Below are 23,817 nucleotides of genomic sequence, written 5' to 3'. Positions count from 1 at the left end.
AGCTGCTCGAACGTGTGTTCGGGCGGCGGCGAGGGCAGGGTCCATTCCAGCGTGTCGGCATATTCGTTCCAGTAGTTGTTCTCGGTCACGCGCTTACCGGCAAAGAGCGTGTAGAACATAATGCCGATGAACAGCAGGAACGAGGCGAAGGAGATATAGGCGCCGATCGACGAGACATTGTTCCAGTAGGCGAAAGCCTCGGGATAGTCGATGTAACGGCGCGGCATCCCCTGACGGCCCAGGAAGTGCTGCGGGAAGAAGATCAGGTTCGACCCGATGAACATCATCCAGAAATGCAGCTTGCCGGCCCATTCCGGGTATTGGCGACCCGACATCTTGCCGATCCAGAAATAGACCCCGGCGAAGATGGCGAAGACCGCACCCAGCGACATCACATAGTGGAAATGCGCCACGACGTAATAGGTGTCGTGATAGACCCGGTCGAGCGGTGCCTGGCTTAGCACCACGCCGGTCACGCCGCCGGTGGTGAACAGGAACAGGAAGCCGAATGCCCAGAGCATCGGCGTCTTGAACTCGATCGAGCCGCCCCACATGGTCGCGATCCACGAGAACACCTTGATGCCCGTGGGCACAGCGATGGTCATGGTGGCGAGCATGAAATAGCTCTGCTGGGTCAGCGACATGCCGACCGTGTACATGTGGTGGGCCCAGACGACGAAGCCCAGCACCCCGATCGCGGCCATGGCCAGAACCATCGGCAGATAGCCGAAGATCGGCTTGCGCGAGAAGGTGGCGATGACCGAGCTGATGATGCCGAAGCCGGGGAGGATGATGATATACACCTCCGGGTGGCCGAAGAACCACAGGATGTGCTGATAAAGGATCGGGTCGCCGCCGCCAGCCGGGTTGAAGAAGTTGGTGCCGAAATTGCGGTCCATCAGCAGCATGGTGATGGCACCGGCCAGGACCGGCAGCGACAGCAGGATCAGCCAGGCGGTGACGAAGACCGACCAGGCGAACAGCGGCACCTTGAACAGGGTCATGCCCGGGGCACGCATGTTCAGGAAGGTGGTGATGATATTGATCGCGCCGAGGATCGACGACGCCCCCGAGACGTGGACGGCGAAGATCGCCAGATCCATCGAATAGCCGGCCTCGGTCGTCGAAAGCGGCGGGTAGAGCACCCAGCCTACGCCCGAACCCAGCTGGTCGTTGCCGCCCGGCGACAGCAGCGAAGCGACGCCAAGGGCCACGCCGCAGACATAGAGCCAGTAGCTGAGGTTGTTCAGCCGCGGGAAGGCCATGTCCGGCGCACCGATCTGCAACGGCATGAAATAGTTGCCGAAACCGCCGAACAGTGCGGGAATCACGACGAAGAACATCATCAGCACGCCGTGATAGGTGATCATCACGTTCCACAGATGCCCGTTCGGGGTGCATTCCTCGGCGCTCGGCCAGAAGCGGGCGCCTTCGAGACACATGTACTGCACGCCGGGATGCTGCAGTTCCATGCGCATGTAGACGGTAAATGAAACCGAGATCAGGCCGACAATGGCGGCGGTGATCAGGTAAAGGATACCGATATCCTTGTGGTTGGTGGACATGAACCAGCGGGTGAAGAACCCACGAGTATCATGATGTCCGCCGGATTCGTGAACGGCTGCATCGGCCATTGCGCGATCTCCCTGGGTTGATCCTGAGGCAGCCGGCGAGGCCGGCAGATAGATGCACACAATAACGTCAGTTGGAGGGTGCGGCAATCCGCCACCCGGGGTAATTTGCCAATGCAATCACAGTTTTTCGGGCCAGATGCGAAAGACCCCGCAGCAAGATGCAACGGGGTCCTGAAATTGCTGCGACAATCTGTCACGGGTCGGCCGATGCTGGCTGACCCTTCGACAGGGTGCCGGGCTGCACGGCTTATTGCGGCGCCTGGGGCGAGCCGTCACCTTCGGCCGGCTGGGCCGGGGCATCGGGCGAGACCGAGACCAGATAGGCAACCAGATCGTCCTGATTCTTGCTGAGCTTGAAGGTCATCTTCGACTTGGCCTTCTCGTTACCGGAATGATGGTCGAGATAGCCGGTCGGATCGGTCACATAGGCCTTCAGCGAGTGGATGTCCCAGACCGCATCGGGATTTGCTGCGGCCAGTTCCAAGATACCCTCACCGTATTTGTAGCCTTCTTCGACGGCGAAGTGACGACCGACGACGCCATACAGGTTCGGCCCGGTCTTGCCACCCTTCACGATATCCTCGCCATCCGGCGACTGGATCATGTGGCAAGCCTTGCACTTGTTGAATTCTTTTTCGCCTTTTGCGGCATCGCCAACGACCGCTGCATCCTGCGCAAGGGCAGGGGCCGCAAAGATCGTCAGAGTAAGTGCGGCGATGAGACGGGTTTTCATGAAGTCGTCCTTTCTTGGCTTATGCGGGCCGTATCCTCTTGGCCGGCTGGCTAACATGGAATGTGACGAAACGTCCTGACTTCGGTCAAATCAAATTTTTCCTAACCGAAGCGTCGTGCGAAGGTAACGCGCAACGCGGTATCCAGATCCTCCATGCTGACCGGCAGGCCCAGATCGACCAGGCTGGTGACGCCGTGACCAGTGATTCCGCAGGGCACGATACCGCCATAATGCGACAGATCCGGTTCAACATTGATGGAAATGCCGTGGAAACTGACCCAGCGGCGCAACTTGATGCCGATAGCGGCGATCTTGTCTTCGCGCATCGAGCCATCGGGCAGGGGCGGCTTGTCGGGGCGTGCGACCCAGACGCCGACCCGGCCTTCGCGAATCTCTCCGGTCACGCCGAATTCGGCCAGCGTGTCGATGACCCAGCTTTCCAGCCCATGCACAAAGGCGCGGACGTCACGCCCGCGCCGGTTCAGGTCCAGCATCGTATAGACCACCCGCTGCCCGGGCCCGTGATAGGTATATTGCCCGCCGCGCCCGGTCTCGTGAACCGGAAAGCGCGCCTCCAGCAGGTCGGCGCTTCGGGCCGAGGTGCCGGCGGTGTAAAGCGGCGGATGCTCGACCAGCCAGATCCGTTCGCCGGCGCGGCCCTCGTTCATGGCGGCGACATGGCCCTCCATCGCGGCAACGGCTGCGGCGTAATCGGTCAGGCCGGGGGCAATCAGCCATTCGGGGGCGGTTTGGGGGGCGGGTTCGGACATGCGAGCTTTCGGAAAGCGGTGTCATTGGCCGGCAGTTGCCGTCTGTCACCCGATCTAGTCGTTGCTGGCCCGAAGCGAAAGGGTTGCCCCACCCTTCACGCGCAGATGGAAGGTTGCGCTGAACCCGGTCTTTTCGGATCGGCGGGCATGGCTTGTGAAAATAATCCTGTCCGCTATCCAAGGAATGGGCGCGCGGCTGCGTCTTATTGATTGTGATGTTGATGGCTATTTCAGATGAATCGCTGGCCCTGGCCGCAGCGCGCGGGGATCGCGAGGCCTTCGCGTCCTTGCTGGAACGGCATTACGACCGCATCCATGGGCTGTGCTGGCGACTGACCGGCGACCGTGCCGAGGCCGAGGATCTGACCCAGGATATCTGCGCCTCCCTACCAATGAAGCTGCGGGGCTGGCGCGGCGAGGCGCGGCTGACGACATGGCTTTACCGCGTCGCCGTCAATGCAGCCCATGACCGCCGTCGCCGGGCCGCGACCCATGCCAAAGCCGCGCTCGGCTGGGGTGACTGGGAACGTGGCCGCCAGGCCGATATTGCCGCCGAGACCGAGGCGCAGGACTGGCTGCGCGAGGCCATGGCGGGCCTTTCCGAGGAGCTGCGCGATACCGTCGCGCTGACCCTGGGCGAGGGGCTGTCGCAGGCCGAGGCAGCCGAGGTGCTGGGCCTCTCCGAGGGGACGGTGGCCTGGCGCATGTCGGAAGTGAAGAAGAAACTCCGTGCCGTGGCGCAGGAGGAGATGAGATGAATACCGATCCGAAGGACGAATTCGACCGCCTTGCACAGGCCCTGCGCAGCACGCCCCCGGCGCCCGATCCGGCGGCCCGGCAGGCCGCTTTTGCGCGGGCGATGGAAAATTTCGACGAACTCGCCAAGGAACCGCAGACCGAGATGCGTCCCAATCAGGACCGCCCCCCGAAACGGGCGGGTTTTCTGAACGGAGTACGCCACATGTTGTCCCAGTTTTCCAGCAAGCAGGTCCTTGCCGCCACGACCTCGGTCGCGGCCCTGTGCATCGGGCTGTTCGTCATCCTGCCGATGCAGAACGGCCCCTATCAGCCGACCCTGGTCGAGCCGTCGCAGCCGGACGCGACCCCGGTCGAGGCGGCACCCCTTGACGCCGCGCCTGCCACGACCCGGACCGAGACGGCGAGTGCCGCACCTGTCGTCGAACCTGCACCCGTCCCTGAACTGGCGCTGGAAGCGGTGCCTGTCGATATGGCTCCACCGGTCGCCGCCATGCCTTCACCGGGCGAAAGCGGCCTGATTCGGGAACGCATGGTTGCCGGCCAAAGTAATCCGGCGATCAGCCCGAATGCCGAGGTGATGTTCGATGCCATGGAAGCGACATCGGATGTCGCCATGATGCCACCCATTGCGATGTTGCCAGCCGAGACGACTGAGGCTTTCGCCAATGCCGAGGTCAACCCGATCAAAATCACCGCCGAGGAACCGGTCTCGACCTTCTCGGCCGATGTCGATACCGCCTCCTATGCCGTGGTCCGCGACAGCCTGATGTCGGGCTATCTGCCGCCGCCCGAAGCGGTGCGGATCGAGGAGATGGTGAACTATTTCCCCTATGATTACCCCGCGCCGGGCGCGCAGGACGAGGCGCCCTTCAAGGCCTCGGTCGAGGTCATGCCGACACCCTGGAACGCCGATACCCAGCTGGTCCGCATCGGCTTGCAGGGCCGGATGCCGGCGATCGAGGCCCGCCCGCCGCTGAACCTCGTCTTCCTGATCGACATGTCGGGCTCGATGCAGGATCCCGACAAGCTGCCGTTGCTGAAGCAATCGCTGCGCCTGATGCTGGGCCAGCTTCGCCCCGAGGATCAGGTCGCCATGGTCGCCTATGCCGGTTCGGCCGGCGAGGTCCTGCCGCCGACCCCGGCCAGCGACAGCGCCCGTATCCTTGCGGCGCTGGATCGGCTGGATGCCGGCGGCTCGACCAATGGCGCCGAGGGGCTGGAACTGGCCTATCGCACCGCCGAGAGCATGGCAGGCGAGGGTGAGGTCTCGCGCGTGCTTCTGGCCACCGATGGCGATTTCAACGTCGGCATCTCTGACCCCGACGGGCTGGAAGGCTATATCGCCCGCAAGCGCGACAGCGGCACCTATCTGTCGGTGCTGGGCTTCGGGCGCGGCAATCTGGACGATGCGACCATGCAAGTGCTGGCGCAGAACGGCAACGGTCAGGCCGCCTATATCGACACCCTGCAAGAGGCGCAGAAGGTGCTGGTCGATCAGCTTTCGGGCGCGCTTTTCCCCATCGCCGGCGATGTGAAGCTGCAGGTCGAATGGAACCCGGCCGAGGTCGCGGAATATCGGCTGATCGGTTATGAGACCCGGGCGCTGCGGCGCGAGGATTTCAACAATGACAAGATCGACGCCGGGGAACTGGGTGCCGGCCATTCGGTGACCGCGCTTTACGAGGTGACCGCGCCCGACAGCCCCGCGCTGCTGAACGATGCGCTGCGCTATCAGCCGGCAGCCGATGCCGCGCCCTCGGGCGATGGCGAGTTGGGCTTCCTGCGGCTGCGCTACAAGGAACCGGGCGAGACCGTCTCGAAACTGATCGAAACCCCGATCCTGACCGGTGGCGAGAGCGATGACGACGCCCGCTTCGCCGCTGCCATCGCCGGTTTCGGCCAGCTTCTGAACGGGGCAACCTATCTGGGCGACTGGGGCTGGGACGAGGCCATTGCTCTGGCGCAATCGGGCAAGGGCGAGGACCCCTTCGGCTATCGCAACGAAGCGATCTCGTTGATGCGTCTGGCCCAGAGCCTGCAGGGCAGCGCCCCCGGCACGCCGCCAATGGGCGTGCCCGTGCCAACCGATATGGTCAGCCCACGATAAGGGGGCAGCCAGATGGTGTGAAACGAAAACAGCCGCCCCGGAAAGGAGCGGCTGTTTTCCGTGTCGTCTGGTGCGGTCGAGAAGACTCGAACTTCCACTCCGGTTAAGGAACAGCGACCTCAACGCTGCGCGTCTACCAATTCCGCCACGACCGCATCGCGACAAGGCGTGCAGATAACCGCTTCGGCTGCGGTTGAAAAGGGGTATTCGGCAGGGTTGCCGTCAATTTCGGCAGTTCCGGTTCGCGCCTCCGCGATCCGATCCAGCCTGTTGCATTCTGGTCGCGGCAACGCTTAACCTGTCGCAAGCGGCAATGAGAACCGTGAACCAAGACAGGGGAACCCCACTTGACGAATACGGCCCATGATGACGGTTTCGTCGTCTTTGACCATGTGCAGAAAAGCTATGACGGACAGTCTCTTGTCGTCAAAGACCTGAATTTGTCGATTGGCCGGGGCGAGTTCCTGACCATGCTCGGCCCGTCCGGTTCCGGCAAGACCACCTGCCTGATGATGCTGGCGGGCTTCGAGACCGCGACCCATGGCCAGATCCTGCTCGACGGCACCAATATTAACGACGTGCCGCCGCACAGGCGCGGCATCGGCATGGTGTTCCAGAATTACGCGCTGTTCCCACATATGACCGTGGGCGAGAACCTGTCCTTCCCGCTGGAAGTGCGCGGCCTTGGCAAGGCCGAGCGCGAGGAGCGGATCAAGCGCGCGCTCGACATGGTGCAGATGGGCGCTTTCGCCAATCGCCGTCCGGCACAGCTCTCCGGTGGCCAGCAGCAGCGGATCGCGCTTGCCCGCGCGCTCGTCTTCGATCCGAAGCTGGTGCTGATGGACGAACCGCTCGGCGCGCTCGACAAGCAGCTGCGCGAGCATATGCAATTCGAGATCAAGGCCCTGCATGAACGGCTGGGCGTGACCGTGGTCTATGTCACCCACGATCAGGGCGAGGCGCTGACCATGTCGGACCGCATCGCCGTCTTCAACGATGGCCGCATCCAGCAGCTTGCCGTGCCCGATGCGCTTTACGAACGCCCCGAGAACAGCTTCGTCGCCGGTTTCATCGGCGAGAACAACGCCATCAACGGCATGATCGACTCGCTCGATGGCGACCGGGCGACGGTGATGCTGCGCAATGGCGACAAGATCGACGCGACGGCGGTGAATGTCCGCGAGGTCGGTCAGGCGACCACCGTCTCGATCCGGCCCGAACGGATCGAGTTCAAGCCCGAGCTGATGCCCGAGGGCGCCCATACCCTGCCGGCCGAGGTGCTGGACGTGGTCTATATGGGCGATATCCTGCGCACCCGGCTGAAGGTGGCCGGGCAGGAGGATTTCGTGATGAAATGCCGCAATACGCTGGGGCAGGCTCGTCTGACCCCCGGCGATTCCATCCGCGTCGGCTGGCATCCGCAGGATGCCCGCGCGCTCGATCCGGTATGACAGGGACCGGCCCCGGCGCATGACGCGCCCAATGATAACGGCCAATGCGCCGATCAACCGCAACAGGAGATTTCAATGAAAAAGACCCTGATTCTGACCACCGCGCTTTGTGGGCTGGCCTTCGGCGCCTCGGCGCAGGAAGTGAACCTGCTCAGCTGGGGTGGGGCTTACGGCAATTCGCATCTGGAAGCCTATGCCAAGCCCTTCACCGCCGAGACCGGCATTGCCGTGAACATCGCCGACGCCGACAACCCGGCGACGCCGATCAAGGCCATGGTCGAAGCCGGCAATGTCACTTCGGATGTGGCCTCGGTCGAATATGCCGATGCCGTGCGCCTGTGTGACGAGGGCCTGCTGGAGGAAATCGATGCCGCCGGCCTGACCGCCGCCGAAGACGGCACCGCAGCGACCGACGACTATATCGAGGGCGGCGTGACCGACTGCTTCGTCGCCACCGATGTCTATTCGATGGTTGAGGTCTATGACGATTCGAAATTCGCCGATGCCAAGCCTGCCGGCCCGGCCGATTTCTTCGATCTGGAGAAGTTCCCCGGCAAGCGCACCATGCGCAAGGGCGCCAAGTTCAACCTGGAATTCGCGCTGATGGCCGATGGCGTGCCGGCGGCGGAAGTCTATGACGTGCTGGGCACCCCGGAAGGCGTCGACCGCGCCTTCGCCAAGCTGGACAGCATCAAGAACGACGTGATCTGGTGGGAAGCCGGCGCGCAGCCGCCGCAGCTTCTGGCCGATGGCGAAGTGTCGATGGCCTATGCCTTCAATGGCCGGATCTTCGATGCCGCGATGAAGGACGGCAAGCCCTTCAAGATCGTCTGGGACGGCCAGATCTACGAGATGGAAGGCTGGGTGATCCCGAAAGGCGCGCCGCATATGGAAGACGCGCTGAAATTCATCGCCTTCTCGACCGCGCCCGCCAATCAGGCTCGCGCCGCCGAGTTCATCAGCTATGGCCCGCCGCGCAAATCGGCCGCCGCCATGGTCGGCAATATCGAGGGCACCGAGGAGCCGATGGGTCCGCACCTGCCCACGACCGCCGACAACATGGGCAATGCGCTTGGCTCGAACCTCGATTTCTGGGTCGACCACGATTCGGAACTGAACGAGCGTTTCAACGCCTGGCTCGCTGGCTGAGCTGACAACCCGGCCGCGCCACCCGCGCGGCCGGGCCTTTCTGGAAAGACGGTATGGCATCACCCCTTGATCCTCATGCGGCCATCGTGACCGAGGCCGGCGGTATCGACGCCCCCCTGACCACAGCCGACGGTCAGCCCCTGCATCGCGCCCTGGCGCGGGCCTCGCGGCGGGCACGCTGGCGGGCCTTCCTGCTGGTGGCGCCGCTTCTGGCCTTCATCCTGCTGACCTTCGTGATGCCCATCGGGCAGATGCTCTATCGCTCGGTCCATAATGACGGTTTTTCGGCCAACATGCCGCAGATCAGTGCCTGGTTCGCCGAAACCGAGCCCGGCACGACCCCGGACGAGGCGGCCTTTGCGGCCCTCGCCAATGACATTCAGGCCTCTGCCGAGGCGCGCAGCGTCGGCATCGTCGGCACGAGGATCAATTACGAATTGCCGGGCACGCGGTCGCTGTTCACCTCGACCGGGCGCAAGCTCCGTGACGGGGTCGAGCCGCCCTATCGCGAGGCGATGCTGGAGATCGACCGGAAATGGGGCGATCCCGAGCTTTGGGCCTCGATGCGCAATTCCTCGACCGCCTATACCGACAGTTTCTATCTGGCCTCGCTGGACCGGACCCGCGATGTCAATGGCGATATCGTGCAGGTGAACGAGAACCGCCGCGTCTATATCATGCTGTTCATGCGTACGCTGTGGCTCTCGGCGCTCGTGACATTCATGACCTTCCTGCTGGGGTTCCCGATTGCGCATCTGCTGGCGGTGCTGCCGCTCAGGAAGTCGAACCTGCTGATGATCCTGGTGCTCTTGCCGTTCTGGACCTCGCTTCTGGTCAGGACGACAAGCTGGATGGTGCTGTTGCAGCAGCAGGGCGTGGTGAACGACCTGCTGATCTGGCTGGGCGTCATCGACAATGCCGGGCGGCTGAAGATGATGTATAACCAGATCGGCACCATCATCGCGATGACCCATATCCTGCTGCCCTTCATGATCCTGCCGCTCTATTCGGTGATGCGCACGATCAACCCGAGCTATGTCCGCGCCGCCCGCAGCCTTGGCGCGACCAGCTGGACCGCTTTCCGGCGCATCTATTTCCCGCAGACCCTGCCGGGTCTGGGGGCCGGGGCGCTTCTGGTCTTCATCCTCGCGGTTGGCTATTACATCACCCCCGCGCTTGTCGGCGGTGCCTCTGGTCAGCTGATTTCCAACATGATCGCCGAGCATATGACCGGCACGCTGAACTGGTCCATGGCCGCAGCCCTTGCCGCGATCCTGCTGGGCGGCGTGCTGATCCTCTACTGGATCTATGACCGCCTCGTCGGCATCGACAATCTGAAACTGGGGTAACGCGATGGCACTTCCCACCTATGCAACCCCGCTGGAGCGCACCTGGCACTGGGCCTATCTGGCCATCTGCACGCTGATCTTCATCTTCCTGATCGCGCCGATCCTGATCATCATCCCGCTCAGCTTCAATACCGAGCCCTATTTCACCTTCACCCCCGAGATGCTGTCGCTGGACCCGGACGGTTTCTCGATGCGGTGGTATGACAGCCTGATGACCTTCGGCATGGCCCGGCCCGAGGCGCCGCGCGATGCCTCGTGGTTCGCCGATATGTGGGCCAATGCGAAATGGGTGAACGCAGCGAAGAACTCGATCATCATCGGGGTCTTCTCGACCGTGTTGGCGACGGTGCTGGGAACGCTCGCGGCACTTGGCCTGTCGCGGCCGGAAATGCCGTTCCGGCGGCTGATCATGGCGATCCTGATTTCGCCGATGATCGTGCCGCTGATCATCACCGCGACGGGGCTGTTCTTCTTCTACTCATCCGCCTGCCTGCCGCAGAACAGCTGGCTGAGCAGTATTTTCGCGCCCTTCCTGTCCAATTCGGGCTGTCTGGCGAATACCTATCTGGGCGTGATTCTGGCCCATGCGACGCTGGGGATCCCCTTCGTCATCATCACCGTGACGGCGACGCTGGTGGGGTTCGACCAATCGCTGAACCGCGCCGCCGCCAGCCTTGGTGCCAACCCGCGCACCACCTTCTTCCGGGTCACCATGCCGCTGATCCTGCCCGGTGTGATCTCGGGCGCGCTTTTTGCCTTCGTGACCTCGTTCGACGAGGTGGTGGCGGTGCTGTTCATCGCCGGTCCCGATCAGCAGACCATCCCGCGCCAGATGTGGAACGGTATCCGCGAACAGATCAGCCCGGCGATCCTTGCCATTGCCACGCTGCTGGTGATCTTTTCGATCGCGCTTCTGGCCACGGTCGAACTGCTGCGCCGCCGGTCGGAACGGATCCGCGGCCTGTCGCCGGGTTAAGGCAGCACCGCCAGCCAGAGCGATATGGTCAGGATCGAGGCCGCCGTCGCCACCAGCACGGTCGAGGCCGCGACCCGTGTGGCGACGCCATAGATCGAGGCGAAGAGATAGGCGTTCACCCCCGGCGCCATGGCGGCGGTCATCACCGCCGAACGCAGGGCCGGAACCTCCAGCCCGAAGATGCGGCCAAGCCCATAGGTGATGACCGGATGCACCATCAGCGCGGCGCAGCAGCACAGAAGGATGGCGCGGCTGTCGCCCTCGGGCTTGTAGCGATAGAGGATGCCGCCAAGCGCGAACAGCGCCGTTGGCAGTGCGGCCTTGGCCATCATGCCGACCCCGTCCCAGAAGCCCTGCGGCAGGACCAGCCCGGCCTGTGTCAGAAGGTTCATCCCCAGCCCGGACAGGATCCCGATCACCAGCGGCGTGCGCAGCACCCCCGTCAGCGCGCGCAGGGCGACGCGACCGACGGAAAGCTGCATTCCCCGGGCGCGGGTGAACTCCATCACCGTGATGCCGAAGGTATAAAGCAGCGGCGAATGCAGGGCGATGATGGCCCAGTTGCCGGCGAGGGCCTCGGGGCCATAGGCGCGCTCGGTGATCGGCACTCCCAGCAGAAGCGAGTTCGAGAACAGGCAGACGAAGCCGATGGCGACCGCGTCCTCGGCCGGACGGCCCAGCCAGCGCGCCCCCGCCACGCCAAGCGCGAAAGAGGCGAAGGCACCGATATAGAAGGACAGAAGCATCGGCATGTTGAACTCTGCCGAAAGGTCCAGCTTGGCGATGGACTGGAACAGCAGCACCGGCACCGCGAAATTCTGCGCAAAGCGCATGACGCCATCGACCGCCGATTCGGAAAACAGCCCGCGCCAGGAAACCAGATAGCCGAAGCCGATCACCAGGAAGACTGGCAGAACGACATCGAACAGCGCGCTCATGCCTCGGCCTCCAGCACCATGCCGTCATGGGCGGGGGTGACATTGGCCGGCGTCTCGGCATCGGTCGCGGCGTAATCGAGGTCGATATGCATATTGGTCAGCACCCCGCGCGGCGTGCCGGAACGCGCCAGCCAGTCCAGCGTCAGCGCCAGATGGGCATGGCTCGGATGCGGGTCGTGGCGCAGGGCGTCGCAGATGAAGATCTCGGGCTGGCCAATGACGGGCCAGACAGCATCGGGAATGTCCTGCACATCGGGCAGATAGACGATGCCGCCGCCCTTGCTGGCGATCTTCAGCCCGAGCGAGGGGATCTCTCCATGCGGGACGGTGAAGGGCGTGATCGCGATTGCACCACCCGCGCCCTCGATGGCGATGGGACCGTCAAACGGGTGCAGATCGACGATGGGCGGATAGTTCGAGCCGGGCGGGGTCTCGAAGATATAGTTGAAACGCGCGCGCAGCTGCGCCGTGGTCCCGGAATCGGCATAGCCGGGCACCCGCGCGCGGGCGTTATAGGCCAACTGGCGCAGGTCGTCGATGCCGTGGACATGATCGGCATGGGGATGGGTCCAGATCACTGCATCCAGCGTGACCACATCCGTATCCAGAAGCTGCGGCACCATGTCGGGGCCGGTATCGACCAGCACCCGGGTCCGGCCGCCTGTGCCGATCCGCTCGATCAGCACCGAGCAGCGGCGACGGCGGTTCTTCGGGTTGGCGGGGTCGCAGGCGCCCCAGTTCTGGCCGATGCGCGGCACCCCCCCGGACGATCCGCAGCCGAGGATGGTGACCCGGATCATGCGGCGGCCTTGCTGAACAGCCGGTCGAAATTGGCCGAGGTCCGGGCGGCGAATTCGGCATAGCCGAGGGCGTAGATCTCGGCCCCGATGGCCGCCGTGCGGGTGACGAAGGCGGGTTCGTTGCGCCGCCCGCGATGTGGCGGCGGGGCCAGATAGGGGGCGTCGGTCTCGACCAGGATGCGCTCGATGGGGGCCGCCGCGAAGATCTCGCGCAGATCGGTGGAACGCGGGAAGGCGGCGATGCCCGACATCGACAGGTAGAAGCCCAGATCGAGCGCGGCCTCTGCCAGTTCCGGCCCGGAGGAAAAGCAATGCATGACGCAGGAATAGGCGCCGGCGCGGTGTTCTTCGGTCAGGATGCGGGCCATGTCCTCGTCGGCGGCGCGGGCGTGAATGATCAGCGGCAGGCCGGTCCGGCGCGCGGCCTCGATATGGATGCGCAGGCTTTCCTGCTGCAGGGCGGCGCTTTCGGCGGTGTAGTGATAGTCCAGCCCGGTCTCGCCGATGCCGACCATCTTCGGATGCTGCGCGATGGCAACCAGATCCTCGACCGAGGCCATGGGTTCGCTCGCCACGCTCATCGGATGGGTGCCGGCGGCGTAGAAGATGCCGTCATGGGCCTCGGCAATGGCGCGGACATTGGGTTCCTCGCGCAGCTTGGTGCAGATCGTCACCATGCGGGTCACGCCGGCCTTGCGGGCGCGGGCGATCAGCGCGTCACGCTCGCCGTCGAAATCGGGGAAGTCGAGATGGCAATGGCTGTCCACGATCGGAACCGCCTTGCCGGCATCGGGATAGGGCATCGGTCAGGCTTTCGTGTGCGCCGGGGCCAGCCCGGCCAGTTGGATCAGCATATCCATCACGAGCGCGGCAGGGTCAAGGTTGACCGCCCGCCCGGCGCGGGCGCGTGCCGAAAGATCCGCCTGCGCCCCGGCCCAGATGCGCGCCGCATCGGCATCGGGGCAAAGCCGCGCCATCAGATCGCCCTCATCCGGCGCGGCTTCGGGGATCGGTGCGCCCATCAGCCCCGCGCGCGCCAGCCGGGTCAGGAACAGGTCCATCAGCGTGATCCTGAGATCGAAGGGATCGCCATCCGCCGTCGCCCGCCCGCCCGCGCCCTCGGCGAAGTCGCGCGCCTTCTGGCGGTCGAAGCGGGGCAGGGTGGCGAAAAGCTGGACCAGTTGCGCATAGGTCTTCAGCCCGTCCTGACCGGCCAGCCGCAAGGCCTCGCCGACCGAGCCGCCCGAGAGCGCGGCAAGGGCATGGGCATTGTCCTCGACGCCTTGCGCGCTCAGCACCTGGGCCATGTCTTCGGGCGAAAGCGGTTTCAGCCGCAACTCCCGGCAGCGAGAGCGGATGGTCGGCAAAAGCCGCGCCGGCTGATGCGCGACCAGAAGGATGACGCCGCCCTTCGGCGGTTCCTCCAGCACTTTCAGCAGCGCATTGGCGGCGGCACCGTTCATGTCGTCGGCGGCGTCGACCACGGCGACGCGGTGGCCGCCTTCGGCGGCGCTCATGTGGAAGAAGGACAGCAGCGCGCGGATATCCTCGACCCCGATTTCCGCCTTCATCCGGCCGGTCTTTTCGTCGAAGCCGCGCCGCACGAGATGCAGCCGCGGTTCGGACAGGGCCGCAACCCGGCGGGCGGTGGGGGTATCGGGCGGGACGGTCAGGGTGTCGGGCGCGCCATCGGCCAGCAACCAGCGGGCGATGGCCCAGGCCAGTGTCGCCTTGCCGGTGCCGCGCGGGCCGGTGATCAGCCAGGCATGGTGCAGCCGATGTGCCCCGGCCGAGGCCAGGAAATCCGCCGCCGCCGCGTCATGGCCGATCACCGCAGGCGCATGGCGCGGATGCGGCGCGCCGGGGACGCGGTCGGATTCGGGTGTCTCGTCGCTCATAGCGCGGCGCGGACGCGGGCGGCCACGTCCTGCGGGCTGCCGGTGCCGTCGATCACCCGGACCCGGCCCGGATGGGCGCGGGCCAGGGTGGCAAAGCCCTTGCGCAGCACTTCCTGAAAGCCCAGCCCCATGGATTCGAAGCGATCCTCGGCCCCGCCGCGGGCAACGCCACGGGTCAGGCTGACCTTGGGGTCGATGTCGATGACGAAGGTCCGGTCAGGCTCGATCCCGATCATCATCGCGTGCAGCGCCTCGACCGTCTCGGACAGATCGCCCCGCGTGGCCCCCTGATAGACCCGTGTCGAATCGGCGAAGCGGTCGGTGATGACGGTCTTGCCCGCATCCAGCGCCGGGCGGATCGTCCGTTCCAGATGGTCGCGGCGGGCGGCGTTGAATAGCAGGATCTCGGTCTCCGCCGACCAGCGGTCGGTGCCGCCCTCGACCAGCAGGCGGCGGATCGCCTCGGCCCCGTCCGAGCCGCCGGGTTCGCGCGTCAGCACCACCTCGCGGCCCTCGGCACGCAGGGCTTCGGCCAGCAGGCGGGCCTGCGTGGACTTGCCGCTGCCGTCGATGCCCTCGAAGCTGATAAACATGGCGACCGGTCAGTTCCGCGCGGCGTTCCACGCCTCGCCGCCCAGGCGGAATGCGGCGCCTTTCAGCCGGCCGATGAAGCCGGCCGAGGCGATTTCCTCGGCCGCGATCAGGGGCACATTGGCGGGACCGACGCCGGGGATCTGGATTTCCAGCGTGCCAAGCCGCGCGCCTTTGGCGACCGGCGCCTGGATCGGGCCGGTAAAGACGGCCTCGGCGGTGACGCCGGATTCGGCGCCGATGGGCATCAGCACGTTCAGCCCGTTCTCGGTGGTCAGCGCGACCTGCGATTTCGACCCCAGCCAGACCGGGACCGAGGCCACGGTTTCGCCCTCGGGCACGACCTCTTTCATGGTGAAGTCGCGAAAGGCCCAGGCGGCGATACGCTCGGCTTCCTCTGCCCGCGCCTTTTCGGAATCGAGGCCGGTGACCACGAAAATAACCCGCCGCCCGCCCTGCACGGCAGAACCGACCAGCCCGTAACCCGCTTCCTGGGTGTGACCGGTCTTCAGCCCGTCGGCGCCGATCCCCAGCTTGAGCAGCGGGTTGCGGTTGAAGCGGTTGGCCGGGGCGCGGTTGTCATAGGGGAATTCGGTAACGGCGAAATACTTGTAAAGCTCGGGGAAATCCTCGACCAGATGTTCGGCCAGAATGCCCAGATCATGCGCCGACATGACATGGTTCGGCGCCGGCCAGCCCGAGGCATTGACGAAATGCGACTGGGTCATGCCAAGCGCCTGGGCACGGTCGTTCATCTGCCGGGCAAAGGCTTCCTCGGTTCCCGCCAGCCCTTCGGCCACGACCACGCAGGCATCGTTGCCGGACAGGACGATGATGCCCTGGATCAGTTCCTCGACCGTGGGTCGGTCGCGCTCGTTCAGGAACATGGTCGAGCCCTGCATCTGCCGCGCCTTGCTGGAAACGGGCAGCCGCGTGTCCATCTGCAAGCGGCCATCGCGGATCGCCTCGAACAGCATATAGACGGTCATCAGCTTCGACATCGAGGCCGGCGGCACCGGCTGATCGGCGTCCTTCTGCAGCAGAACCGTGCCGGTCCCGACATCGTAAACCCAGGCCGAGCGGGCGGTGGTATCGAAAGCCAGCGCCTGCAGCGGCAGGAGAAGGGCGAAAAGGGCGGTGATTGCTGCGCGCATGACTGTGCCTGTCTGTGCCGGAGGGGCTGTTTTGAGGACAGGATTACCGTATCGTGCCTGATGTCGCAACGCGTCGCGCCAATATCGACTGCGATCTTGGTGCGATAGCGCGGTTCACCAGAGATTTAGCCGATGGCTCGTATTGCAATTCCAAGAAAAGCACGCAGGTGTCAGCCCATCCCCAGCGGGTCGCGGCGCTTCCTGGCGCGCGCCATGTCCTGACGCTCGCTGATCCAGGCGATGGCGCCCCAACTGATGCAGTAGGCGGCGCCGATGCTCAGTACCATCCAGCCGGGCAGGGGGCCGATGGCGGCGCGTTCCAGCAGTTGCCCGACCGATTGCAGCGGCGTCGGATGCACTGCCAGCTTGCCCAGATAGGCGATGGTCTGGATCAGCAGGATCCAGAAATAATTGCGCCGGATCCGCCGCCCGATCGCCGTCCACATGCTGACATGATAGCGCGGATGCAGGTAGTCATCGGCCAGCCGGTCCTGCCAGTGTTCCTCCAGATGCAGGTCGCCTTCCTTCAGCATGGGGGCGAAGAAATGCAACTCCATCCAGCGGCAACGGGCGCGCCAGACGTTGAAATAGCGATAGCGCCGCGCCTCCAGCATCAGGAAGAAGACGATCAGGATGCCGACCAGCACCAGCGGCAAGGGCGAGGCCTGGGGCGAGGAATAGGTGATCGACAGCGCAACGCCGAGCGTCACCACCGACCAGTTCGTCGAAGTGTCGAGCCGGGTCCGCCAGATGGTCGAGCGATAGACCTCGCCGCGATAGAGATGCGCGATGGCACCGATCTCGGCCGGGTCGAGCTTCTTGCGTGCCTGGATCTCGCTGTCCATGCCTGTTCCCCCTGCCTGACAGATTGGCAGGGGTTTGCCTGTCCGGCAAGCATTTCTGCCGCTTTTGCGGTCAGGCGCCGATGGCCTCGCGCCAGTGGCGGCGACAGAGCGAGACATAGGTTTCATTGCCACCGACCAGAACCTGATCGCCATCGGTCAGCGCCTGCCCGTCAGGCCCGCGCCGGATCACCATGGTCGCCTTGCGCCCGCAATGGCAGATGGTGCGCACCTCGCGCAGGTCGTCGGCAAGCGCCAGGAGTGCCGCCGAGCCGGGGAACAACTCGCCCCGGAAATCGACCCTGAGCCCGTAGGCCATGACCGGGATGCCCAGATCGTCGGCGACCCGGGCCAGTTGCCAGACCTGTTCCTTCGACAGGAATTGCGCCTCGTCCAGAAAAACGCAGGACAGCGGGCGCGGATCGGCCTCGATCAGCGCGAACAGGTCCTCGGCCGGGCCGAAGGCGGTGGCCTCGGCCGCGATCCCGATGCGAGAGCCGATCTTGCCGGTCCCGGCGCGATCGTCTAGCGAGGCGATCAGCAGCAGCGTCTCCATCCCGCGCTCGCGATAGTTATAGGACGCCTGCAGAAGCAGCGTGCTTTTGCCGGCATTCATGGTGGAATAGTGGAAATAGAGCTTGGCCATGCGGCCAGATAGCGCTGCGGGCGGTGGCGATCAAGCCGGTCTGGAACGCGAAAACGCCGCCCCGAGGGACGGCGTTTCGTGGTGTTTCGGGGCAGGGATCAGCCGTGCTGTTCCGCCTTTGGCCGGCGCGAGGGACGCCGGGACGGACGCCGCTTCGGTGCGCCCTCGCCACCCGGGCGAGCGCCACCATGATTGCCCCCGCGATTGCCGCCGGGACCGCGACCGCGGCCACGCGGGGCGGGTTTCGCCTCGGGCGGTGCCTCGCCGCCGATCACCGGGATCTTGGCCTTGATGGCTTTCTCGATATCGCGCAGCTCGCCGATCTCGCTGGGGGCGCAGAAGGCCACGGCGCGGCCATCGCGGCCGGCGCGGGCGGTGCGGCCGATGCGGTGGACATAGTTTTCGGCGACGTTCGGCAGGTCGAAATTATAGACATGCGCAACTTCCGGGATATCCAGCCCGCGCGCCGCCACATCGGTCGCGACCAGCACCTGGGTCTTGCCCTCGCGGAAGCTCGCCAGCGCCCGCTCACGCTGGCCCTGGGACTTGTTACCGTGAATCGCGGCGACCGAAAAACCCCATTTATCCAGCAGCTTGGCCAGTTTCTCCGAGCCGTATTTGGTGCGACCGAAGACGATGGCCAGCTCTCCGGGGTGCTTGGACATGTATTCGGACAGCAGCGTTGCCTTGTCGCCCTGATTGACGAAATGCACACCCTGCTCGATCTTGTCGGCGGGGCGTCCGGGCGGGTTGGCCTGAACCCGGATCGGGTCGGTCAGATAGGTGCCGGCCAGTTCTTCCATCAGCTTCGGCATGGTGGCCGAAAACAGCAGCGTCTGCCGGGTTTTCGGCAGGGTCCGGGCGATGCGGCGGAGCGCATGGATAAAGCCGATATCCAGCATCTGGTCGGCCTCGTCGAGGACCAGATATTCGGTCTTCGACAGGTCGACGGCATGGCGATCCAGCAGGTCGATGAGCCGGCCCGGGGTCGCGATCAGCACGTCGACGCCGCGCTCAAGCCGTTGAATCTGCACGTTGATCGAGGCGCCGCCGACGACGCGGAAGGCGCGGATCGGGGTGCCTTCGGCGAAGCCCTCGACCGAGGTGGCGATCTGGGTCGCAAGCTCGCGGGTCGGGGCCAGGATCAGCGCCCGGCAGGAGCGCGGATCGGGCTTGCGGCCATGGGCCAGAAGGCGGGTCAGCATGGGCAGCGAGAAGGCTGCCGTCTTGCCGGTGCCGGTCTGGGCAAGTCCAAGCAAATCAGTGCCTTGCACGATATGCGGGATGGATTGCGCCTGAATCGGCGTCGGCTCGGTCAGGCCCATGGGGGCGAGGTTGGCATTGATGCGCGCGTCGATCCCCATATCGGCGAAGGGGCCGGTGGTGACGGGTTCGCGAAGGGGCGCGCGGCGGGCGTTCACATGGGCCTCTCGCGGGGTGCGTTGAGGCTGCGGGCGGGGTTTCTGACCGCGACGCGGTCGGCGTTTTTCGTTATCCATATCAATCACTTGTATCTGCCGCGCACCCGTATCGGGCGCGGCGCGGCGGCGCGTGCCGCAAGAGGGGGTGCGGGCCATGATACGGCGGCCCGACGGTGCCCCTGCGTGTGGGTGGGAACCAGTGGGGCCCGGCCGCGACTGGCTGCACACGCGGCAGCACGCGGGTCCGGGGTTGGATGCCAGATGAGGCTTCGGGGCGCGAAAGTCAAGTCCGGGCCGGGCCGAAACGCGGCGGATGTCATCCGTACATATCCCGTACATACCCCGTGCATATCGCGTCGATACGGATTTTGCCGGCCTGAACGGCGCCGGTTCAGCCCCGATCCGCCGTATCCAGCCAGATCGTCACCGGCCCGCTATTGGTCAGCGAGACCTGCATGTCGGCGGCGAACTCGCCCGTCTCGACCCGGATGCCAAGTTTGCGGAGCGCATCTGCGAAGCTCTCGTAAAGGGCCCGACCCAGATCGGGCGCGGCGGCGCTGGAGAAGCCGGGGCGGTTGCCGGTGCGGGTATCGGCGGCCAGCGTGAACTGGCTGACCACCAGTGCCGCGCCGCCGGTATCGAGAAGCGAGCGGTTCATCTTGTCGGCCTCGTCCCGGAAGATGCGCAGCTTGGCCACGCGCGCGGCCAACTTTTCGGCGGCGCTTTCGTCGTCGCCCTGCATGGCGCAGACCAGGACCAGCAGGCCGGGGCCGATCTGGCCGGTGATGCGGCCCTCGACGGTGACTGAGGCGTCGGTGACGCGTTGGATCAGGGCGCGCATGGGATTTCCCCCTTGGTTCTTTGACCGTGTTTGCCATCTGGCGGCGGTGGTGGCAATCTGCTGGCCCGCCGCAGCGGGCTGGGTTAATCAACCGGCATGGAACGCTATTCGACTCAGGCCCTTGCGCTCGGCTCTATCGCGGTTTCGCTGCTGGTGCTGGCGCTCAAGATGCTGGCCTGGCGGCTGACCGGGTCGGTCGCGCTTTATTCCGATGCGCTGGAATCGCTGGTCAATGTGGTCGGCGCGCTGATCGCGTTCGGGGCGCTGCGCTATGCCCAGAAGCCGCCGGACAAGGGCCATCATTACGGGCATCACAAGGCCGAGTATTTCTCGGCCGTGATCGAGGGCAGCATGATCATCGCCGCCGCCCTGCTGATCGTGCGCGAGGCGGTGCTGTCGCTGTCGAACCTGACCGAAAGCGACCTCGGGCCGGTCGGGCTTGGCGTCAATGCGCTGGCGATGGCGGTCAACCTAGCCTGGGCGCGGGTGCTGATCGGGACCGGGAGGCGGCGCAACTCTCCGGCGCTGGTCGCGGGCGGGCGGCATCTGATGAGCGATGTGTGGACCTCGGTCGGGGTGTTGGGCGGGCTGGTTCTGGTGATCGTGACCGGCTGGGCGGTGCTGGACCCGATCCTGGCCATTCTGGTGGCGCTGAACATCCTGCGCGAAGGCGCGGGCGTGGTCGCGCATTCCATGGACGGGCTGATGGACCGCGCGGTCGGGCAGGACGAGCAGGCCCGGATCGAGGCGGTGATCCAGCAGAGCAGCACGGGCGCGTTGCAGACCCATGATATCAAGACCCGCCATGCCGGGCAGGCGATGTTCGTCGAGTTCCATCTGGTCGTCGATGGCGACATGCGCGTGGCCGAGAGCCATGCCATCTGCGACCGGATCGAGGCCGCCTTGCGGGCCGAAATCCCGGAGGCGCAGGTGACCATCCATGTCGAGCCCGACAACAAGCTGAAGCCCGAGGGGATCGAGCCGGTCTGAAAAGCGCGAGGTCAGCCTGATGGACTGATCCTTCGCTGGCAGATTGGCAAATGTTTGACGCGGTCATTTGGAGTGGTCCGCAGCTAATTCCCCTTGATCAACGAGGCAAACCAAGCAACAAAATGCCGTGTAGTTGCGAATCTACGACATTATTTTCAAGGTGCGAGGTTACCAGTGATGAGCAGATTATTTAAAAGTCTATCTACTTACAGGAAATCTGTTTCTTCCAAGCTTGAGTGGGATGGGCACCTAACAGTCGTATTGCTGATTGGCCTTCTGAGCTTTCTGATATTCTATATGCTGTTCAATCAAGTTCGGGCAGACAATTACCTGCGGGAAATTGTTTCAGCGTTGATTGCAACAATTCTTACAGTCACGATAACAACATTTCTTCTAAAAGCGCAGTCGAGAAGTGAGGAGTCAAAGGAGCGAAATGTAGAGCTTCTTTGTAGAAAAATTGATAGTTATGGTCGCTTTGTTGAACGATATCTTTCTGCGATGGATGAAGATGGATTGAACCCTGCTGATGCCGAGGGTATTCGCAAGGAGATTTATCACCTTGCTCTCTTTAGTGAGGCCGCGACTGTCGAGAAGGCTACGCAACTTTTCAGAGGACATCTGCTCGAAGATGTGGAAGAAATAACTCTGTCAGATGTTATACAGGCGTTTCGTGAGGAGTTGCACCTAGACATTTCCGATGATCCGTTGGGTGATGGGATGGACGCCATTGATAAGTTGCTGGCCATAGGATTTGATCACCTCCCTGTCTTTAAAGAATTTCTCAGATTTTCTGAGCGTATTCAAGAGGATGTGGAAGCTCTTGCTGATGAACAGAAGATGGGCTTGAGTGTTGAGCGTTGCTATGGTTTGTGGAATGGCAATAATTTTCGATTTACAAATTGTAAAAATGTACTCTATTCTTTTATTATTTACTATCCAGATGAAAAAGATGGGGAAAGGATAACCTGTTTGGTCAGCCTTCTTTTCGACAATGAGGCTGGGCCGATTGATAGCCGTTTGGTGGATGAGGTTGTTAAATTTGCGCTGGCGAATGGTTACAGTAATGGAGACGAAGATGAGCGAGAGGGCCAGCCCGCTGTCGGCGATCTGGCTTCGGTTGGCGGGCAAGAAGAGGCAGCTTTTTCTAAGCGTATAGAGTTTCCAATACAGTGGAGTCGCGATCAAAAATCACTTAAAGGTCGGCAGGAATTGGCGAAAGTTTTGTTTCAAGAAATTGAAAATTGTGAGGCGGTCGTTCACCAATTTCTCGATTCGAACTCGCAGTCAGATTGAGTGACTGTTACATTTTGACCGCTGCACTTGGCCGTGCTCGGGTGGCCGCTGAGCCCGATAGGGCTGTCAGAGCCGTGTCAGCACCCTTGCGTCGAACAGCCGGTCGACATCCTTGCGGCGGCAAAGCTCGGTGGCCGGGGTCATGCAGGCGGCGGAGGCCATGGCGGCGCCGAGGCCCAATGCCTCATGCGCGGGCAGGCCCCGGGCATGGCCGAGGGTGAAGCCGGCGAGGAAGCTGTCGCCGGCGCCGACCTTGCTGACGACCTCGACCTTCGCGGCTTCGGCATGCCAGGCGCTTTCACCGTCGGCGATGATATTGCCGTCGCCGCCGCGCGCCACGATCACCGCTTTGGCCGCCCCTGCCTGAACCAGCGAGGCGGCGAAGCGGGCGGTGTCGGCGCGTTCGGGCAGGGGGGTGCCGGCGAGATCCTCGGCCTCTTCGGCATCCATGCGCAGGAGTGTGACATCATGCCCGCCGCCAGCCACGGCGCGCAGCGCCGGGCCGGAGGTGTCGACGATCAGCCCGGCCCCGCGCTGGCTGAGCCGGGGGGCCAGAAGGGCGGCGTAATCGGCGGGCACGCCGGGAGGGTTCGAGCCGGAGAGCACCACCAGCCCGCCGGCCTGTGCCGTTTGCAGGATATGGGCGATGGACTGGCCGACATGCGCGTCGCCCCAGGCAGGGCCGGGCATGACGAAGCGGTATTGCAGCCCGCTGTCGCGATCCGTTACCGCCACCGATTGCCGGGTCTCGCCCGGGGCCTGCATCTGTTGCAGGGTGACGCCCGCCGCTTCCAGCATCCCGGCGATGCGGTGCCCGACCGTGCCGCCAAGCGCCACGCAGGCGGTGGACTGCCCGCCCATGATGGCGATGGCGCGGCTGACATTGATGCCGCCCCCGCCGGGGTCGAAGCTGGGCGCGTCGCAGCGCAGTTTCACATCCGGGCGCACCTTGTCGGCCCCGGTCGAGATATCCAGCGCCGGGTTCAGCGTGACCGTGAGGATCGGGGCCTGTGTCATTCCCACCACCTGTCGATTTTCGCGATGTCGTCATCGGACCAGCCGAAATGATGGGCCAGTTCGTGCACGGTGACATGGGCGATCAGATCGTCCAGCGTCACATCCCCGCGCTCGGCCCATTCGTCGATGATGGCGCGGCGGAACAGCCAGATCGTGTCGGGGAAATGCTGCGGCTCGCTCGGCGTCTTTTCGGTCATCGGGATGCCGTCATAGATGCCGGTCAGCTCCAACGGGTCGTCGATCTGCAATTCGTCCAGCATCGCCTCGTCGGCGAAATCCTCGACCCGGAGCACGACATCCTTCGCATGGGGTGCGAAGGCTGCGGGCAGGCTGTCGATGACGCGCCGGGCGATGGTTTCCATCGTGGCGGCATCGGGTGCGGTGGCATTGGTCCGGTCGGTCATCACGATCCCCTGTTTGCCCCAGATATGGACAAAATCGGCCCCGTGTGAAAGAGC

At 64.2% G+C, this 23,817-nt stretch carries 23 protein-coding genes and 1 tRNA gene; 8 read left to right on the top strand and 16 right to left on the bottom strand.

Annotated features, from left to right (window positions below):
• From ctaD to lipB, 3 genes are all read right to left on the bottom strand, one after another.
• A partial coding sequence (gene ctaD, locus Q0330_RS17820; RefSeq protein ID WP_299482749.1) for a cytochrome c oxidase subunit I occupies positions 1-1,634 on the bottom strand: 1,634 nt, incomplete at its 3' end.
• Between the two features lie 247 nt (positions 1,635-1,881).
• Entirely contained in the window at positions 1,882-2,367 is a 486-nt protein-coding gene (locus Q0330_RS17815; RefSeq protein WP_299482746.1) for a cytochrome C, read from the bottom strand.
• Between the two features lie 101 nt (positions 2,368-2,468).
• Positions 2,469-3,137, bottom strand: coding sequence for a lipoyl(octanoyl) transferase LipB (gene lipB / locus Q0330_RS17810; RefSeq protein WP_299482743.1), 669 nt, complete (start codon positions 3,135-3,137; stop codon positions 2,469-2,471).
• Positions 3,138-3,358: 221 nt separating this feature from the next.
• On the opposite strand from lipB, the gene Q0330_RS17805 reads away from it, so the two are divergent.
• A complete protein-coding gene (locus tag Q0330_RS17805; RefSeq protein WP_299482740.1) occupies positions 3,359-3,895 on the top strand; it encodes an RNA polymerase sigma factor in 537 nt (178 codons plus the stop codon).
• Positions 3,892-6,003, top strand: coding sequence for a von Willebrand factor type A domain-containing protein (locus tag Q0330_RS17800; RefSeq protein WP_299482737.1), 2,112 nt, complete (start codon positions 3,892-3,894; stop codon positions 6,001-6,003). Before Q0330_RS17805 ends, Q0330_RS17800 begins: the two co-directional genes overlap by 4 nt.
• 68 nt (positions 6,004-6,071) lie before the next feature.
• Here Q0330_RS17800 and Q0330_RS17795 read toward each other — a convergent pair.
• Positions 6,072-6,158: transfer RNA gene (locus tag Q0330_RS17795), tRNA-Leu, on the bottom strand.
• A 192-nt stretch (positions 6,159-6,350) separates the two neighbouring features.
• Between Q0330_RS17795 and Q0330_RS17790 the strand changes: the two genes are divergently transcribed.
• The 4 genes from Q0330_RS17790 to Q0330_RS17775 all read left to right on the top strand — a co-directional run bounded on the left by Q0330_RS17790 (position 6,351) and on the right by Q0330_RS17775 (position 10,928).
• Positions 6,351-7,454, top strand: a complete 1,104-nt coding sequence (locus Q0330_RS17790; protein ID WP_299482734.1) for an ABC transporter ATP-binding protein — start codon at positions 6,351-6,353, stop codon at positions 7,452-7,454.
• Positions 7,455-7,529: 75 nt separating this feature from the next.
• On the top strand, positions 7,530-8,603 hold the full coding sequence (locus Q0330_RS17785) for an ABC transporter substrate-binding protein (RefSeq protein WP_299482731.1): 1,074 nt from the start codon (positions 7,530-7,532) through the stop codon (positions 8,601-8,603).
• A gap of 53 nt (positions 8,604-8,656) precedes the next feature.
• The gene (locus Q0330_RS17780) at positions 8,657-9,952 is read left to right on the top strand and encodes an ABC transporter permease (RefSeq protein WP_299482728.1); all 1,296 of its coding nucleotides are present in this window, start codon (positions 8,657-8,659) and stop codon (positions 9,950-9,952) included.
• Between the two features lie 4 nt (positions 9,953-9,956).
• The gene (locus Q0330_RS17775) at positions 9,957-10,928 is read left to right on the top strand and encodes an ABC transporter permease (protein WP_299482725.1); all 972 of its coding nucleotides are present in this window, start codon (positions 9,957-9,959) and stop codon (positions 10,926-10,928) included.
• On the opposite strand, the gene Q0330_RS17770 is transcribed toward Q0330_RS17775, so the two are convergent.
• The 10 genes from Q0330_RS17770 to dtd form a co-directional block, all read right to left on the bottom strand.
• Positions 10,925-11,866, bottom strand: a complete 942-nt coding sequence (locus Q0330_RS17770; RefSeq protein WP_299482722.1) for an AEC family transporter — start codon at positions 11,864-11,866, stop codon at positions 10,925-10,927. The two genes, Q0330_RS17775 and Q0330_RS17770, sit on opposite strands and share 4 nt — an antisense overlap.
• A complete protein-coding gene (locus tag Q0330_RS17765; RefSeq protein ID WP_299482719.1) occupies positions 11,863-12,666 on the bottom strand; it encodes an MBL fold metallo-hydrolase in 804 nt (267 codons plus the stop codon). The genes Q0330_RS17770 and Q0330_RS17765 overlap by 4 nt, the downstream gene beginning before the upstream one ends.
• A complete protein-coding gene (locus Q0330_RS17760) occupies positions 12,663-13,469 on the bottom strand; it encodes a TatD family hydrolase (protein ID WP_299482716.1) in 807 nt (268 codons plus the stop codon). Before Q0330_RS17760 ends, Q0330_RS17765 begins: the two co-directional genes overlap by 4 nt.
• A gap of 3 nt (positions 13,470-13,472) precedes the next feature.
• Complete coding sequence (locus Q0330_RS17755) at positions 13,473-14,564, bottom strand: DNA polymerase III subunit delta' (RefSeq protein ID WP_299482713.1); 1,092 nt, start codon at positions 14,562-14,564, stop codon at positions 13,473-13,475.
• Positions 14,561-15,157 (bottom strand): dTMP kinase, encoded by a 597-nt coding sequence (gene tmk, locus Q0330_RS17750; RefSeq protein WP_299482710.1) that lies wholly within the window; start codon positions 15,155-15,157, stop codon positions 14,561-14,563. Before tmk ends, Q0330_RS17755 begins: the two co-directional genes overlap by 4 nt.
• A gap of 9 nt (positions 15,158-15,166) precedes the next feature.
• Entirely contained in the window at positions 15,167-16,309 is a 1,143-nt protein-coding gene (locus Q0330_RS17745) for a D-alanyl-D-alanine carboxypeptidase family protein (protein ID WP_299482706.1), read from the bottom strand.
• Positions 16,310-16,479: 170 nt separating this feature from the next.
• Complete coding sequence (locus Q0330_RS17740; RefSeq protein ID WP_299482703.1) at positions 16,480-17,154, bottom strand: DUF2270 domain-containing protein; 675 nt, start codon at positions 17,152-17,154, stop codon at positions 16,480-16,482.
• 70 nt (positions 17,155-17,224) lie between these two features.
• Positions 17,225-17,797 (bottom strand): thymidine kinase, encoded by a 573-nt coding sequence (locus Q0330_RS17735; RefSeq protein WP_299482700.1) that lies wholly within the window; start codon positions 17,795-17,797, stop codon positions 17,225-17,227.
• A gap of 98 nt (positions 17,798-17,895) precedes the next feature.
• Positions 17,896-19,161: a DEAD/DEAH box helicase gene (locus Q0330_RS17730; RefSeq protein ID WP_299482773.1), complete on the bottom strand. Its 1,266-nt coding sequence runs from the start codon at positions 19,159-19,161 to the stop codon at positions 17,896-17,898.
• 448 nt (positions 19,162-19,609) lie between these two features.
• A complete protein-coding gene (gene dtd / locus Q0330_RS17725; RefSeq protein WP_299482697.1) occupies positions 19,610-20,059 on the bottom strand; it encodes a D-aminoacyl-tRNA deacylase in 450 nt (149 codons plus the stop codon).
• Positions 20,060-20,155: 96 nt separating this feature from the next.
• Here dtd and Q0330_RS17720 point away from each other — a divergent pair, with 96 nt between their 5' ends.
• Together Q0330_RS17720 and Q0330_RS17715 are read left to right on the top strand one after the other, a co-directional pair.
• Positions 20,156-21,049: a cation diffusion facilitator family transporter gene (locus tag Q0330_RS17720; RefSeq protein WP_299482694.1), complete on the top strand. Its 894-nt coding sequence runs from the start codon at positions 20,156-20,158 to the stop codon at positions 21,047-21,049.
• Positions 21,050-21,226: 177 nt separating this feature from the next.
• Positions 21,227-22,342, top strand: coding sequence for a hypothetical protein (locus Q0330_RS17715; RefSeq protein WP_299482691.1), 1,116 nt, complete (start codon positions 21,227-21,229; stop codon positions 22,340-22,342).
• Between the two features lie 66 nt (positions 22,343-22,408).
• Here the strand turns inward: Q0330_RS17715 and Q0330_RS17710 are convergent, their stop codons facing one another.
• Together Q0330_RS17710 and Q0330_RS17705 are read right to left on the bottom strand one after the other, a co-directional pair.
• Positions 22,409-23,359, bottom strand: a complete 951-nt coding sequence (locus Q0330_RS17710; protein WP_299482688.1) for a 1-phosphofructokinase family hexose kinase — start codon at positions 23,357-23,359, stop codon at positions 22,409-22,411.
• Positions 23,356-23,763, bottom strand: a complete 408-nt coding sequence (locus tag Q0330_RS17705; protein ID WP_299482685.1) for a metallopeptidase family protein — start codon at positions 23,761-23,763, stop codon at positions 23,356-23,358. Before Q0330_RS17705 ends, Q0330_RS17710 begins: the two co-directional genes overlap by 4 nt.
• Between the last annotated feature and the right edge of the window lie 54 nt (positions 23,764-23,817).

Origin of the sequence: uncultured Paracoccus sp. (assembly GCF_937873615.1) — a bacterium.
Classification (GTDB): Bacteria; Pseudomonadota; Alphaproteobacteria; order Rhodobacterales; family Rhodobacteraceae; genus Paracoccus.
Note: the sequence above shows the minus strand (reverse complement) of the source record. Positions and strands in the feature narration are given on the sequence as shown.